Genomic DNA, 15,296 nt, shown 5'->3' on the forward strand with positions numbered 1-15,296 from the left:
AAGCCTAGCAGGCGCGCATGAACGCCAGACAGGCCCTCAGCCGAAGCGCTCGCGGAAGGTGCTCAGGTTCGGCCCCTTCCCGCCGCGCTCGTACACCGCGAACACCACGCGGCTGAACGCGCCCGCCATCGTGGACAGCCCTCGCGCGAAGGCCTCCGCCGCGTCGTGCGGGTTGTTGCGGAACGCGCCGCAGCCCCACGCCCCCAGGATGAGCGTGCGGTGCCCGTGATGCGCCGCCACCTGCAACACCTTGAGCGCCCGCGCGGACAACACCTCACGCAGCTTCTGCGCCACCTCCGGATCCTTCGCCGGCAGCTCCCTCGCGTTGGGCGCGGGCGCCGTCAGCACCGACACGGAGAACGGCCGCTCCAGCAGATCGTGGTGCTCGTTGCGGAAGAACGGCACGTCCGGCGAATAGATGAAGTGGTCCGTGTACAGCGGCGAGCGCAGCTTGCGGTTCACGTCGTAGTACTCCGGCCACTTCAACAGGCACGGGTACAGCGCCGAGCACCGCGCCAGGTCCTCCTCCTGCGCCTTCGCGCCCGTGAGGAAGCCGCCGCCCGGGTTCACCGCCGATGCGAAGTTGAGCGCCAGCACCCGTTGCTCGCCCTCCTGCTCCACCAGCCGGCGCGCGGCATCGCCCGTCTTCTCCGGCGTCACCTCGATGGTGAAGCGCGGCACCGGCGCGGGCCGCGTGAGGCGCTCGAAGTCCCCGGGGCGCACCAGCACGGTGCCCTCCACCGCGCGCGCCACCGCGTCGCGGATGGACACCGGCCTCCCGGACAGCGGCACGTACGTGCCCTGCTCCAGGATGTGAAGGGTCTCGTCCGCGACGCGGTTCAACGACATGGCGTCACTCGCAGCCGATGCGCTCGGGCGCCACCGCGAGGTCGTCGATCCACGTCTCCGACTCGGAGTCGCCCTTCGGGTGCACGAAGCCGTAGCCCACCCCGAAGTTGGTGAACGGCCGGATGCCCACGTTCGGGAAGTCGTAGGCCTGCTTGCCGTCCACCCACACCAGCGCGTGGCCCGTGGTGGCGGAGCTGTCCGCGCGCTCCACGCCCCACTCGATGCAGGTCCACGTGTTGGGTGACACCGTGACCTTCGTGTCCTCCTGGAGGTTCCAGCCCGTGCCCTTGATGCCGCTCCAGTCATCCAGCGCGAAGGCGCCGTTGTGCATGCCCTGCAGCTCGATGCCGCCGAAGTCGTTGTCCTTCGGCGAGAAGAGGATGAAGTACGTCCCCATCACGCCCACCGGCGAGGCCCGGTTCAGGTACACGTACGCGCGCGTGTAGAGCTTCGTGCCGAACGCAGGGATGTCCTTGCGCAGGTGCGCGATGGCCTGCTGATCCCCCGAGCCCGTGTCCTCGTTGTAGCCAGGGTCCGTCTTCACGTGCACCGCGTTGCGGCCGGAGCGGGGGCGCGTGCCGTCGATGGCGATGGTGGCGTGGTGGTCCTCGTCCGGCTGACGCCAGCCGTTCTCCCCCTTCTCGAAGTCCTCGCAGATGTACGCGGAGGCCGGGCACTGGCCGTTGCCCGTGCTGGTGCCGCCGTCCGTGTTCGTGCCCGCGTCCGTGCCCGAGTCCGGGGTGTTGTCCGTCTTGTCGTCGCCGCAGGCCGAAAGCGCGCCCACCGCGAGGGAAGCCATCATCAACGCCAGTGCCGAAGTCGAACGCATGAGTCCTTCCAGGAAGAGGCGTCGCGCCCTCGCGCTCGTGCCGCGGGGACGGGACGTGTCTCCGTCCTAACACGGCCCCCCGTCCTCCTTGGAATGGGGCCTGACAGACCCCGGCGGTGGCGGCGAGCGGGCAGGCGGTGACGGCCAGCCCCGCGGGGCCATGCGGGTGTCGTCCATGGATGGATGCGCGCGCGGCGCGATCACAATTGCTCAGTAGCGGCGCACGACCCCGCCCGGCAGGTGCGCGTTGCCGTTCCAGCCCGTACTGCTTTCCATGTGGAGCGCCAGCGGCACGGGCGTCACCCTCACGGGCGACAGGAGGGTGGGAGCGGGTGGGGGTTCCTGGCATCGGGGAGAGCGGGAGATGGGAGAGCCCTTCCGAAGACTCACGGTCGTCGCGCCCCCGGCCGACGAAGGCGCCTCCGTATGTGCTCCGCCGTCCGCCCGGCACCTGCCGCCCACCGGCTCGGTGGCGCTCGTCTTCACGGACATCCAGGGGTCCACGCGGCTGTGGGAGCGCTGCGGCCAGGCCATGCGCGACGCGCTGGAGCTGCATGACGGCGTGCTGCGCGCGCTGCTCGCGGGCACCGACGGCTACGAGGTGAAGTCGCAGGGCGACGCCTTCATGGTCGCGTTCGCCTCTGCGGTGGAGGCGGCGCACTGGTGCCTGCGCGCGCAGGAGGCGCTGCTGCACGCGAGCTGGCCGGAGGCGTTGCTCGATGAACCGGACGCCGCGGAGGAGCACACGCCGGAGGGGCTGAGCCACCGGGGGCTGCGCGTGCGCATGGGCGTGCACGTGGGCGAGCCCGACTGCCGCCTGGATCCGGCCACGCACCGGCTGGACTACCTGGGGCCTCCGGTGAACATCGCGGCGCGGGTCGCGGACGCGGGGCACGGCGGACAGGTGCTGCTGAGCGGCGCGGCGTGGGCCCGCGTCCAGCCGGAGCTGGCCGCGCTGGGGATGCCCATCGCGCGCGCGCTGGGGTCCTTCCGCCTGCGCGGCGTGAGCGACAGCGTGGCGCTGGTGGAGCTGTTGCCCGCGTCCCTCGCGCACCGCCGCTTCGGCCCCCTGCGCGCCCCGCGCGAGCGGCCCGGCAACGTGCCCACGCTGAGGCAGGACCTGGTGGGGCGCGCGGAGGAGCTGGACACGCTCCGCCAGTGGGTGTCGGAGGGCGCGCGGCTGATCAGCATCCTGGGCCCGGGCGGCATGGGCAAGACGCGGCTGGCCACGCACTTCGGCGCGCTGGCGTCGGACGCGGGCACGTGGGAGGGCGGCGTCTGGCGGTGCGACCTGGAGGAGGCGGTGACGGAGGGCGACCTCTGCCACGCGGTGGGCCGGGCCCTGGGCGTGCCGCTCACGGCGGACGGAGACGGCAGCACGCCCTCGGAGCGGCTGGGGCACGCGCTCGCGGGGTGTGGCGACGTGCTGGTCATCCTGGACAACGTGGAGCAGGTGGTGCGGCACGTGCCCGCGACGCTGGGGCGCTGGCGGGTGCTGGCGCCGCGCGCGCGCTTCCTCGTCACCACGCGAGAGGCCCTGCGCCTGCCCGGGGAGCGCGTGCTGGACCTGGCCCCGCTGGGCCTGCCGGATCCGGACGAGGCGCGCTGGGACGTCATCCTGCGCTCGGACGCGGTGCGCCTGTTCGTGCAGCGGGCCCGGGAGACGCGCGGCGACTTCATGCTGACGGACGCGGACGCCCCGCGCGTCGCGGACATCGTTCGGCAGTTGGACGGCATCGCGCTGGCCATCGAGCTGGCCGCGGCGCGCGTGAGCGTGCTGGGCGTGGAGCAACTGCTCGAGCGGCTGTCGAAGCGCTTCGATCTGCTGCGCCTGGGACGGCGGGACGCCCCCGCGCGACAGGCGACGCTGCGGGGTGCCATCGACTGGTCGTGGAACCTGCTGGCGCCCGCCGAGCGCGCGGCGCTGGCGCAGTGCTCGGTGTTCCGGGGCGGCTTCACGCTGGAGGCCGCCGAAGCGGTGCTGGTGCTGCCGGAGGGCTCTCCGGACGTGCTGGAGGTGGTGCACTCGCTGCGCTCCCAGTCGCTGCTCTGCGCGCGCGAGGTGGGGGCGCCCGGCGGCTTCCTGCGCCTGGGGCTGTACGAGAGCATCCGCGAGTACGCGATGCTGCGGCTGCGCGAGACGGGAGACGAGGCGGCCTGCGAGGCCCGGCACGCGGACACGTACCTCCAGGTCGCGAGCCGGCTGAGGGAGCGCGTGCGCAAGACGGGCGGCGCGACGGCGCTGCGGCGGCTGGCCCTGGAGCGCGAGAACCTGCTGACCGCGTGCGACAACGCGATGGCCGTCCGTCCCGCGACCGCCGAGTCCCTGGGCCGCGCGCTGGAGACGCTGGTGGCGCTGGAGCCGGATGCGCGCACGCGCGGGCCGGTGGGGCTGCTCGTGGAGCGGCTGGAGCGGGCGCTGGAGGCGTCCGCCCACGTCGCCGTGGCGCCGCTGAAGCGCGCGGAGGCGCTGGCGGTGCTGGGGCGCTCGTACATGGACGCGGGCCTGGCGGAGTTCGCGCGCCAGGCCCTGGAGGAGGCGCGCGGCGTCTTCCACACGCTGGGCGAGACGGCGTCGGAGAAGCGCGTGCTCGTGGACCTGTCCATCGTCGCGCGCCACGCCGGGGACGGGGCCGCCGCGTGGACGCTGATGCGCGACGCGCAGGCGCTGCCCTCCGGGAGCGACCGCTGGCTGGAGGCCTACGCGGTGGGCAACCTGGGCCTCGTCGAACAGGTGCGCCGCGGACCGGAGGCGGCCATCCCCCACCTGCGCGCGGCGCTGGCGCTGTTCCGCGAGGTGGGCGACGTGACGTTCGAGGTGGGCTTCCTCACCAACTGCGCGGTCGCCATCGGCGAGGCGGGCGACGGCGGCGAGGCCGTGATGCTCCTGGGCGAGGCGCTGGGCCGCGCGCTGAGCGTGGAGGACCGCGCGGGTCAGGCGCTCGCGAGGATCAACCTGGGCTGCTACCTGATGGACGCGGGCGGCATCGGGGAGGCCTGCGAACACCTGGAGTCCGCGGTGCGCCTGTCGCGGCTGCTGGGGCAGCGGCTGCTGGAGGGCACGGCGCTGGGGGAGCTGGGCCGCGCCTCGCTCGCCCGGGGTGACTGGAAGCAGGCGCGCGCGGCGCTGACGGAGGCGATCACCATCCTGGGCCGCGCGTCCCGCTGGCAGGCCCTGCGGTTCATCGCGCACCGGGCCGCGCTGGACGCCGCGTGCGGTGAACTGCCCGCCGCGCGGGAGGGCTTCGCCAGCCTGGAGGGCGCCCCCGAGCTGCGCGACGACCCTGCCCTCTTCCAGCTCGTGGATCTGCTCCACGCCGCGCTCGACCTGGCCGAGGCCGACGCCGCGCCCCCGCGAAGCGTCGAAGGCAACGACGCCAGGGCCGCCGCGCGCCGCCGCATCGAAGCGGCCCGGAACGCCCCGCGCGAGACCGCGTCGTCCGACATCCGCTGCGCGCTCCGCTTCCTGGAGGCCCGCCCCGGCGTCAACGACCCGCGCCTGGACGCGTGAAGGCGCTCAGGGGGCCGGAGCCGGCGCCGGCTTCGCGAAGCGGCGGAAGAAGCTGTCGTCGTTCCAGTACGGCCGGCCGGGGGCATCCGCCACCGCGTTCGTCATCACGGTCAGGAAGGTGATGAAGCGCGCGGCGCCTTCATGGTCCACGGGCTGCTGGGTCAGGTCATCCGACGGCGCGTGGTAGCGCTCGGTCAGCCACTGCTTGAACACCTTCTGCTCCTCCGACCCCGGCGTGTAGCCGAACTTGAAGAACAGCGCGGGCACGCCCTCGCGGATGAACGAGTACTGATCGCTGCGCACGAACAGGTTGCGGTCTGGCTCCGGATCCGGGAGCACCTGCACGTCCAGCTTCGCCGCCACCTCCGCCAGCGGCACCGCGAGCGAGGACTCGTCCTTGCCGTGCGCCACCACGGAGGTGAACGGCCAGTGGGGCATGAACATGTCCAGGTTGAAGTCCGCCACGATGGAGGTGATGGGCACCGGCGGGCGGGACGCGAAGTACTTCGACCCGAGCAGCCCCTTCTCCTCCCCCGTCACCAGCGCGAACACCACCGAGCGCTTCGGCTTCTGCGGCTGCTCATGCAGCCGCCGCGCGACCTCCAGCACCGCCGCCACGCCGGACGCGTTGTCCATGGCGCCGTTGTAGATGCGGTCCCCCTTCACCGGCTCACCCACGCCCACGTGGTCCAGGTGCGCGCTGAGCACCACGTACTCCTTGGCGAGCACCGGATCCGCGCCCGGCATCACGCCCACCACGTTCATGGACTTGAGCGGCTTCACGTCGAAGGCCAGCTTCGCCTTCAGGCGCAGCGGCAGGTCGAACTTCGGCAGCGGCTTGTCCGCGTTGGCCAGCGCCACCAGCTCCTCGTAGGTGTGCGGCGCGCCCTCCAGCCACTGCTGCGACCGCTCCACGTTCGCCACCACCGCGACCTTCAACCCGCGCGAGTCGTTGAGCGACGCATCCGCGAACACCACCGTGGGGTTCTTGTTGGCGCCCACCATGCGCTCCCACGGCAGCTCCAGCAGCTTCGGGTTCTGGAGGTACACGACCCCCACGACCCCCGCCGCCTTGAGCACCTTCATCCGCTCTTCCCACGAAGAGAAGTGCGACTTCACCGGCCCGGGGATGTTGCCCGGCCCGCCCTGGAGCAGCACCACCACCTTGCCCTTCAGGTCCAGGCCCGCGTAGTCGTCGTGGCCCAGCTCGGGGATGGACAGGCCGTAGCCCACGAACACCAGCGGCGCGTCCACGGTGCCGTTGTCACCCTGCCGCGACGACAGCACGACGTCCTCGCCCTGCACCAGCGGCAGCACCTTGCCGTCCTTCACCAGCGCGACGCTGGACCTGGACTCGAGGACGCGGCGCGACTGCAACACCATGGGCTGCAGGAAGCCCGTCTTCAGCATCGGCTTCACGCCCAGCGCGGCCAGCTCCCTGGACACGTAGCCCGCGGCCGTCGCGTAGCCCTTGCTGCCCGTGTCGCGCCCCTCCATCGCGTCACTGGCCAGGACCTCGACGTGCTTCCACCAACGATTTTCGGCGGGCTGGGATGCGGGAGCCTCCGCGGCGAAGACCCCGGAGGAGACGAACAGCGCGAGCGCGGCGGCGGACGAGACCCGTTTCATGCCCCGGAGCATCCAGGGCGAAGCGGGGGCATGCAACCGGGATCAGGCCTGCGCGCCCAGCCGCCTGCCGCGAAGCTCCGCCAGCGTGCGCGCGTCCAGCAGCACCGCGGACTTCTCCTGCGGGGACAGCGGCTCCACCCCGCCCGCCAGCAGCTTGCGCCGGGCGGAGGCCAGCGCCGCGGGGACGCTCGCCGCCGGGTGGGACTCCAGCAGCGCCAGGTGCAGCGCGTGCGCGCGAGGGTCCGTCAGCACGTGGTCCAGCGCGTCATCCACCGGCTCCATCCCCTCCTCCGCCAGCTCCTGCGCGCGCACCAGCACGGTGGGAGGCTCGACCTCCTCCGGGATGAGGAGCAGGCCCTGCTTCTGCAGCCACAGGCCCAGCGACGCGCGGGAGGTGAAGACGGAGATGGCCGGGGACAGCCACAGCCCCACGATGACCGGCGACAGCCACGCCAGCATCCCCGGCGCCACCGCGACCGTCAGCGCCGCGAGCACCCCGCCCATCACCATGTGCCACTGGTGCCGGCGCAGCGCCTCCGACCAGGGCAGATCGGTGTCCTCGCGCTGCTGGCTGGACCAGTTGACCTTGTAGCCAAACAGCGTCCCGAACACGAAGTGGGACTGGAAGAGCATCATCACCGGCGCCATCAGCGTGGACACCCCGCCCTCCAGCAACACGCTCAGCACCAGCTTGAAGCGGCCGCCCATCCGCGCGGCCTCCCCGCGGTCCGCGAGCAGCAGGCCCAGGCCCATCAGCCGGGGGACCCACAGGAGCGCCAGCGACAGCGCCATCAGCCGCAGCGCGCCCACCGTGTCGAACGCGTCTCCGCCGGGCAGCGTGGACTGGAACGTCACCAGGGTCGCGGGCGAGAAGAACCACTCGTGCAGCGCGGCGAACAGGCCCGCCACCAGGAAGATGAGCCACAGGGGCGACGCCACGTAGGACATCACGCCCATGAGGAAGTGCATCCGGCTCATCGGGTGCAGGCCGCCCGCCATCACCAGCCCCAGGTGCTGGAGGTTGCCCTGGCACCAGCGGCGGTCGCGCTGCGCGTACGCGAGCAGGTCCGGCGGCGGCTGCTCGTAGCTGCCGCCCAGCTCCGGCACCAGCCACACCGTGTAGCCGGCGCGGCGCATCAGCGCGGCCTCCACGAAGTCGTGGCTGAGGATGTGGCCGCCGAAGGGCTGCTGGCCCGGCAGCACCGGCAGGCCGCAGTGCTCGATGAAGGGCGCCATGCGCAGGATGGCGTTGTGGCCCCAGTAGTTGGAGTCCCCCAACTGCCACGCCGCCGCGCCCGCGGCCACGATGGGGCCATAGACGCGCCCGGCGAACTGCTGCAGCCGCGCGAACAGCGTGGAGCGCCCCACGTTCTGCGGCGGCACCTGGAGGATGCCCGCGCCCGGGTTCAGCTCCATCAGCCGGGCCATCTTCACCACGCTGTCGCCCGCCATCAGGCTGTCCGCGTCCAGCACCAGCAGGAAGTCGTAGCGGCGGCCCCAGCGCTCGCAGAACTCCGCCAGGTTGCCCGCCTTCTTGGCCGTGTTGTCGGAGCGGCGGCGGTAGAAGATGCGCCCCTGCCCGCCCACCCGGCGGCACAGCTCCGACCACGCCAGCTCCTCCGCCACCCACGACTCCGCCCGCGTGGAGTCGCTCAGCACGTAGAAGTCGAACGCGTCCAACTGCCCCGTCGCGGCGATGGACTCATACGTGGCCTGCACGTGCGCGAACACGGCGGCCGGGTCCTCGTTGTAGACGGGCATCACCACCGCGGTGCGGCGCGTGAGCGGCCTCGCGGCTTCTTCTTCCGTAGGCCAGCGCAGCCCCGGCACCCGCTGCCGGGCCACCAGGTGGATGAAGCCCGCGACGCCGCTCCAGAACGACAGGGCGATCCACGCGAAGCACACCGCGAACAGCCCCAGCACGAACAGCTCCGGCACCGTGGTGCCGTGGGCCGCGAGCAGCCGGTGCATCTCCACGCAGGCGAACCCCGTGGACAGGGCCGCCAGGCCCAGCACCATCACGCGGCGCGGGCGCGCCAGGGCCGGAGTGTAGGGTTGGGCGTTCATGCGGACTCCGGGCTCCCGTGCGGCTTCGCTGTGTGTGAGGGGCCGCGCCTAGCGCGACGGCGACACGCCCGCCTGGCTGGCGGCGGGACGCAGCCAGCGGCGCAGCATGTCCATGAAGGGATTGAGCACGAGCACCTGCTCGCGCATCTGGCAGGGCACCTCCGCCGGGGCGGACATGGGCACTGCTTCACACACCGCGCGGCGCCACGCGTCCGGCAGCGAGGACGGAGCGCGCATCAGCACGTCCGCGCCCCAGCGCGCGCCGCCCACCAGCACGAACGCGGCCCGGCCGCGCCCCAGCAGCGCCGGCCCCACGTGCGCGGGCCCCAGCACCTCCGCCAGCCAGCCCTCCACCCGCCACCGCGCGAGCGCCAGCGCGGCCTCCGGCGACAGGGACATTTCGCGCGTGCCCAGGACCCAGCCCGAGAGCTTCTCCAGGTCGTCGCGGCCGGTGAAGCCGAAGTCCTGGAAGAAGCTCACCAGCGCGGCGCGGGTGTCCGCGCGGGCCTCCAGGGGCATCGCCGGAGCGAAGGAGATGAACGGGTGCGTGGTCACGGAATCCACAGGTAGCTCCAGGTCTCGGTGAGGGTCTCGGAACCGCGTTTCAGGAAGCAGCGCAGCTCGACGGGGCCTTCTCCGTCGGGCATGAGCTCGAAGGCCGCGCGGAAGCCACCGGTGACGGCGTGGACCTCCGCGCGCGGGTGCAGCACCTGGCCGCGAGAAGCGGTGACGACCGCCTCCACCGGGCCCGTGCCCTCCGTGCTGGCCTTCGTGAAGTCGAGGACGAAGCGGCGCGCCCCCGGCTTGCTGCCCGCCGCGACACGCGTCGCCGCGACGGTGGAACCTCCGGCCTTCACGCCCTCGGGGGAGAAGCCCCAGGACAGCCGGTAGGAGAAGCGAAGCTGTGCACCCGCCTGTACCGGTGCATCCGGCACCCAGAAGGCCACGATGTTGTCGTGGATCTCCTCACGGGTGGGCAGCTCCACGAGCCGCACGGAGCCCGCGCCCCAGTCGCCCACCGGCTCCACCCAGGCGCCCGGACGACGCTCGGAGTGCGCCTCCAGGTCCTCGTAGCTGGTGAACGCCTGGTCGCGCTGCAACAGGCCGAAGCCCGCCAGCCCGTCCGTGTGGAAGCTGCTCACCTGGATCTGCTTCGGGTTCTTCAGGGGGCGCCACAGCTTCTCGCCGTTCTTCATCCACACGGAGATGCCGTCGGAGTCGTGCACCTCCGGGCGGAAGTCGTCGAAGTCGCCCCGGTCGTTCTCCCCGAAGAGGAACATGCTGGTGAGCGGCGCCACGCCCAACTGACGCACCGCCTTGCGCACGAACACCGTGGAGTCCACGTCCATCACGGTCCGCTCACCCGGGCGGATGGCGAAGCGGTACGCGCCCGTGACGCTGGGGCTGTCCATCAGCGCGTGCACCACCACCGTGTCCGAGCCCGGGGCCGGCGTCTCCAGCCAGAACTCGCGGAACGTGGGGAACTCCTCGCCCCCCGGCTGCGCCGTGTCGATGGCGAGCCCGCGCGCGGACAGGCCGTACAGGTTGCCCTTGCCCAGCGCGCGGAAGTAGCTGGCGCCCAGGAAGACCACCAGCTCGTCGTAGTAGTCCTTCGTGTTGAGCGGCGCGTTGAGGCGGAAGCCCGCGAAGCCGTTCACCTTGCCCTTGGGCGGATGGTCCACCAGGGGGCCGTAGGTGAACTGGTCCGTGGAGAACGGCACCGGGCGCGCCTTGCCGCCCTCCACCACGTTCACGCCCACCGGACGGGTGTAATAAAAACCGGGGTGGAAGAACTGCGCCCGGAACGGCAGCCCCTCTTCACGCCACAGCGACGCGGCGTCGCGGAAGCGGATGTCCCGGTACTGATCGTAGGTGAGCTTCTCGAAGGACGGCGGCACGCCGATGGGCGGCTCCTGGTACGGCTTCGCGGCCAGCGCGCGGGCCTTCTCCTCCACCGTCCGGACGGAGAACCCGGAGGCCTTCGCCGTCCCCGCCTTCGGCTGCTGGGCACACGCCAGCGCCGCCACGCACAGCCCCAACCCCCAGGCCATCCCCACCGTCTGTCGCTGCCACCGCTTCAAGTCCCGCTCCTCACCAGGGGCCACCGCCCGCGCCAGTACGGCGCGACGCGGCAAAGGCTAGCAACGGTCATGCCAGTCGGCAGGGGCTGGGGAATTTCCCAATCATTCCAAGGACCTGCCCACGGCAGGCGCCAAGCCGTTACTTGCTGCTCCAATGATTCCAGCGGCTTGAGAGGGCGCTGGGAGAGGGGGCTGGCGGCGCCTGGACTGGGGGGTTGTGGACGATGGGGACAGGCGGCCAACAGCCCTGTCCGAAATCTCCACAGCGGCGGGGGGCAGGCGGGCGGGGAGGATTTCCCGGGACATTGCCGCCCGTTGCAGGCAGTGTGGCCCGCGCCCTGGGCGGCACCGGGAATCGTCCCGGAGGCCCAGGGGTTCCAAGACGTTCGCAGGTGCCTCGGGCCGTTGATTGGCCTGACCGCGTACCGCCAGGCGCCCCCGCAATACCGCGGGAGGGCGCGCTGCGCGGTCGGTCCCCCGCCGGAGGGGGAGTGCGCCGACCCTTCACATGCGGGATTTCATGACTTTCGACGAACTGCAGTTGACCGATTCGCTCCTCAAGGCCGTCAAGGCGGAGGGCTACACCACGCCGACACCCATCCAGGCGAAGGCGATTCCCCATGCCCTGGCGGGCAAGGACGTGCTGGGCGTGGCCCAGACGGGCACGGGGAAGACGGCGGCGTTCGCGCTGCCCATCCTCCAGCGGCTGTCGGCGAAGGCGCCCGCGGGCGGCGCGCGTCCGGTGCGCTGCCTGGTGCTGACGCCCACGCGCGAGCTGGCCAGCCAGGTGAGCGACAGCTTCGTCACCTACGGCAAGAACCTGCCCCTGCGCCACGCGGTGGTGTTCGGCGGCGTGGGCCAGAACCCGCAGGTCCAGGCGCTGCGCCAGGGCGTGGACATCCTGGTGGCGACGCCGGGGCGCCTGCTGGATCTCATCGACCAGGGGTTCGTGACCCTGCGCGCGCTGGAAGTGTTCGTGCTGGACGAGGCGGACCGCATGCTGGACATGGGGTTCATCCACGACGTGCGGCGGGTCATCAAGGTGCTGCCGCCGGTGCGCCAGACGCTGTTCTTCAGCGCGACGCTGCCGCCGGACATCATGGACCTGGCGCGCAACATCCTGAAGGAGCCGGTGCGCGTGGAGGTCACGCCCGCGTCCAGCACCGCGGACACGGTGAGCCAGCAGGTGTACTTCGTGGAGCGCGAGGAGAAGCGCGCGCTGCTCACGCACCTGCTCCAGGACGCGAAGGCGATCCCTCGCGCGCTGGTGTTCACGCGCACGAAGCACGGCGCCAACCGCGTGGCCAAGCAGCTCACGGCGGCGGGCGTGCGCGCGGACGCCATCCACGGCAACAAGAGCCAGAACGCCCGCGAGCGCGCGCTGGACGAGTTCCGCGCCGGCACCCTGCGGGTGCTGGTGGCCACGGACATCGCGGCGCGCGGCATCGACATCGACGGGCTGTCGCACGTGTTCAACTACGACCTGCCCAACGTGCCGGAGCAGTACGTGCACCGCATCGGCCGCACGGGCCGCGCGGGCGCCAGCGGCCAGGCCGTGTCCTTCTGCGACTCCGAGGAGCGCGCGTACCTGCGCGACATCGAGCGCACCATCCGCCGCAGCGTGCCGGTGGTGGCGGACGCCGCGTTCCGCTCGCACCTGCCCCCTCCCCTGCCCGGTGACGTGGAGGAGAGCCGTCCTCCGATGAACCGGGGTGGCCGGGGCCAGTCGCGTGGCGGTGGCGGCGGCGGTGGGGGTCAGCGCCGGGGTGGCGGGCAGCGCCGCGGCGGTGGCGGTGGCGGTGGCCAGTCGCGTCAGGCCAGCGGTGGTGGCAACGGACAGGCGCCGCGCGGCGGTGGCCAGGGCCGTTCGCAGCAGGCCCGGCCGGCGGTGGCTTCGCCCGCGGCCGCGGGACCGAGCTCGCCTCCGCCCCGGCGCACGATGTCCAAGTGGGGCTGAGCCCCCGTCCCGGGTAGGGCGTGAGCACCGCGCCGTTTCCGGGTGAGCAGGGATGGATGGAGTTCAAGACGCCCGGGTCCTCTCGCGAGGGTCCGGGCGTTCGACTGTCCGGGGTATGGCGGCGGGGGGGCGGGCTCGCGCCCTGGCGGATGGGGCGTGGTAGCGTGGCGCCGTGTTTCACGGTGGTGCCTCGCACCCCTTTTGTCATCAGGACACGCCTCTTCCATGACGCGCTCGGCTGACGGTGAGCTGCACATCGATTCGGTCCTCCGGAATACCTACAAAGTCGTCTCCGTGTTGGGGCGGGGCGGCATGGGTTCGGTGTTCCTGGCCCAGCACCTGCGGCTTCCGGGCAAGCAGGTCGCGGTGAAGGTGCTGCGGGTGGGCGACCACGTGGGGCCGGACCTCCACGTGCGCTTCCGGCGGGAGGCGGAGATCGCCTCGCGGCTGGGGCACCCGAACATCGTGGAGGTGCTGGACTTCGACACCCTGGAGGACGGCAGCCCGTTCCTGGTGCTGGAGTACCTGCGCGGGGAGAGCCTCGCGGACCGGCTGCGGCGCGGGCGGCTGTCGCTGGAGGAGGTGTTCTCCTTCACGCGGCAGATGGGGTCGGCGCTGCAGACGGCGCACCGCGCGGGCGTGGTGCACCGCGACCTGAAGCCCGCGAACATCTTCCTGGTGCCCACGGACTCCGGCGGCGTGGTGGGCGAGCGGGTGAAGCTGCTCGACTTCGGCATCTCCAAGGTCATGTCGTCGGAGACGCTGCAGACGCAGGAGGCGGTGCTCATCGGCACGCCGCAGTACATGTCGCCGGAGCAGGCGCAGGGGCAGAACAGCCGCATCGACGCGCGGACGGACCTGTTCGCGCTGGGCGGCATCGTGTTCGAGATGATCTCCGGGATGACGCCCTTTGGGGGCGGGTCGCTCGCGCAGATCATCTACCGCGTGGTGCACGAGCCGCCGGTGTCGCTGGCCACGCTGCTGCCGGACCTGCCGCCGAACGTCGCGAACGCGGTGGCGCGGGCGCTGGAGAAGAAGCCGGAGAATCGTCATCCGGACGTGGCGTCGTTCATCGCGGAGCTCACGGGGACGCAGCTCCAGTCGCTGCCGGAGACCGAGGAGCAGATCGCGGCCCGGACCTTCGGGCGCGCGAAGCGTCCCTCCGGTGTCGCCCTCCCCTCCGTGGCGCCGACCGACGAGGAGGCGATGGGCGCCACGATGGCGCCCGCGAACAAGGGGCCGGGGACGGGCCGCTTCGGAGCGGATGCGTTGGCGGTGTCGGAAGACATCGGCTTCGACGCGACGATGGCGCCACGGGCGAGCGGCACGGTCCCGTACGGACAGCAGCCGCAGGTGGCCGGCGGCACGATGGGCTTCGGCGCCACGCAGATGCCCGGGAGCGGCATGGGGAGCTCGGGCGTGGCCCTGCCGGCGCCCGGCGCGCCCGTGCAGCCGCCGGCCAGCTACAGCGGCCAGCAGGTCCCGCAGGGCTACGGCACGGGCCAGCACGGCGCTCCGGGCAGCATGGGCGGCCAGCAGGCCGTCCCGGGGAGCTACGGCGCGGGCCACCACGGGGCTCCGGGCAGCATGGGTGGCCAGCAGGCCGTCCCGGGGAGCTTCGGTGGCCAGCAGGCCGTGCCAGGCGGTTTCACGGGCGCCGTCGGCCCCCAGGGCCAGCCGCTCGCTCCGGTGAGCATGACGGGGCAGCCTGGAATGCCGGTGCCCGCCGCGGTCCCGCCACGGTCGCGCGTGCTCCCCATCGCGGGCACCGCCGCGCTGATCCTCGGCGCCGTGGGACTCGGGTGGTGGCTGCGGCCTCCGCCGCCGGTGGCGCCTCCGCCCGTTGCCGTGAACGCGCCCCCGCCGCCCGTTGCCGTGAACGCGCCCCCGCCGCCCGTGGCAGCGCCGCCACCCACCATCGCCCAGGCGCCTCAACCCGCCACTCCCACGCCCCCGAGCGACACGCCCGCGAAGGTCGAGCCACCGGTGCAGCCCACGACCCCAGTGAAGGCGGTCGCCAAGACGGGCGGCAAGGTCCAGGCGCCGAGCATCCCGCTGATGCCCACGGATGACCTCGCGGTCAGCAAGCTGGCGGACGCCCGCGCGGCCGCGGCGAATGATGACTTCGACACCGCGGTCCGCAGGGCCCAGCAGAGCTACGCGGCCCAGAACAACCTGGCGGCGCACCACCTGGCCATCCAGATGCGCTGCCGGACGAAGGATCTCGCGGCCGTCCGCTCGGAAACGGCGAAGATCGACAGGTCGCACCTGACGTCGCGGCTCATCGCCGAATGTCAGAGCCAGGGTATCGACTTGTAGCGTTGAGCAGACACCGCCCGTCCGCGAAACCGCGGACGGGTGAGGGGGATACAT

The 15,296-nt window shown here is 72.4% G+C and carries 9 protein-coding genes; 3 read left to right on the forward strand and 6 right to left on the reverse strand.

All coding sequences use genetic code 11. The annotated features are described in order from the left end of the window. Positions 1 to 36 precede the first annotated feature (36 nt). The gene (locus K8556_RS12895) at positions 37 to 849 is read right to left on the reverse strand and encodes a TIGR02452 family protein (protein ID WP_223740350.1); all 813 of its coding nucleotides are present in this window, start codon (positions 847 to 849) and stop codon (positions 37 to 39) included. A gap of 4 nt (positions 850 to 853) precedes the next feature. After that, positions 854 to 1,678 carry a hypothetical protein gene (locus K8556_RS12900; protein ID WP_223740351.1) on the reverse strand — a complete coding sequence of 275 codons (825 nt, stop codon included), beginning with the start codon at positions 1,676 to 1,678 and terminating at the stop codon, positions 854 to 856. Positions 1,679 to 2,042: 364 nt separating this feature from the next. Between K8556_RS12900 and K8556_RS12905 the strand changes: the two genes are divergently transcribed. Next, on the forward strand, positions 2,043 to 5,189 hold the full coding sequence (locus K8556_RS12905) for an adenylate/guanylate cyclase domain-containing protein (protein ID WP_223740352.1): 3,147 nt from the start codon (positions 2,043 to 2,045) through the stop codon (positions 5,187 to 5,189). 6 nt (positions 5,190 to 5,195) lie between these two features. Here K8556_RS12905 and K8556_RS12910 read toward each other — a convergent pair whose 3' ends face one another. The 4 genes from K8556_RS12910 to K8556_RS12925 are packed head-to-tail and all read right to left on the reverse strand — an operon-like array spanning position 5,196 to position 10,936. Beyond that, a complete protein-coding gene (locus K8556_RS12910) occupies positions 5,196 to 6,818 on the reverse strand; it encodes a M28 family metallopeptidase (protein WP_223740353.1) in 1,623 nt (540 codons plus the stop codon). A gap of 42 nt (positions 6,819 to 6,860) precedes the next feature. Next, entirely contained in the window at positions 6,861 to 8,885 is a 2,025-nt protein-coding gene (gene mdoH, locus K8556_RS12915; protein ID WP_223740354.1) for a glucans biosynthesis glucosyltransferase MdoH, read from the reverse strand. A gap of 48 nt (positions 8,886 to 8,933) precedes the next feature. Further along, entirely contained in the window at positions 8,934 to 9,449 is a 516-nt protein-coding gene (locus tag K8556_RS12920) for a hypothetical protein (protein WP_223740355.1), read from the reverse strand. Continuing rightward, on the reverse strand, positions 9,437 to 10,936 hold the full coding sequence (locus K8556_RS12925) for a glucan biosynthesis protein (protein WP_370639921.1): 1,500 nt from the start codon (positions 10,934 to 10,936) through the stop codon (positions 9,437 to 9,439). Before K8556_RS12925 ends, K8556_RS12920 begins: the two co-directional genes overlap by 13 nt. A 550-nt stretch (positions 10,937 to 11,486) precedes the next feature. Between K8556_RS12925 and K8556_RS12930 the strand changes: the two genes are divergently transcribed. Then, positions 11,487 to 12,923 carry a DEAD/DEAH box helicase gene (locus tag K8556_RS12930; RefSeq protein ID WP_223740357.1) on the forward strand — a complete coding sequence of 479 codons (1,437 nt, stop codon included), beginning with the start codon at positions 11,487 to 11,489 and terminating at the stop codon, positions 12,921 to 12,923. Positions 12,924 to 13,148: 225 nt separating this feature from the next. Next, entirely contained in the window at positions 13,149 to 15,242 is a 2,094-nt protein-coding gene (locus K8556_RS12935; RefSeq protein ID WP_223740358.1) for a serine/threonine-protein kinase, read from the forward strand. The last annotated feature ends 54 nt before the right edge of the window (positions 15,243 to 15,296 follow it).

This window comes from Corallococcus sp. AS-1-12 (assembly GCF_020036995.1).
In the GTDB taxonomy this organism is placed as follows: domain Bacteria; phylum Myxococcota; class Myxococcia; order Myxococcales; family Myxococcaceae; genus Corallococcus.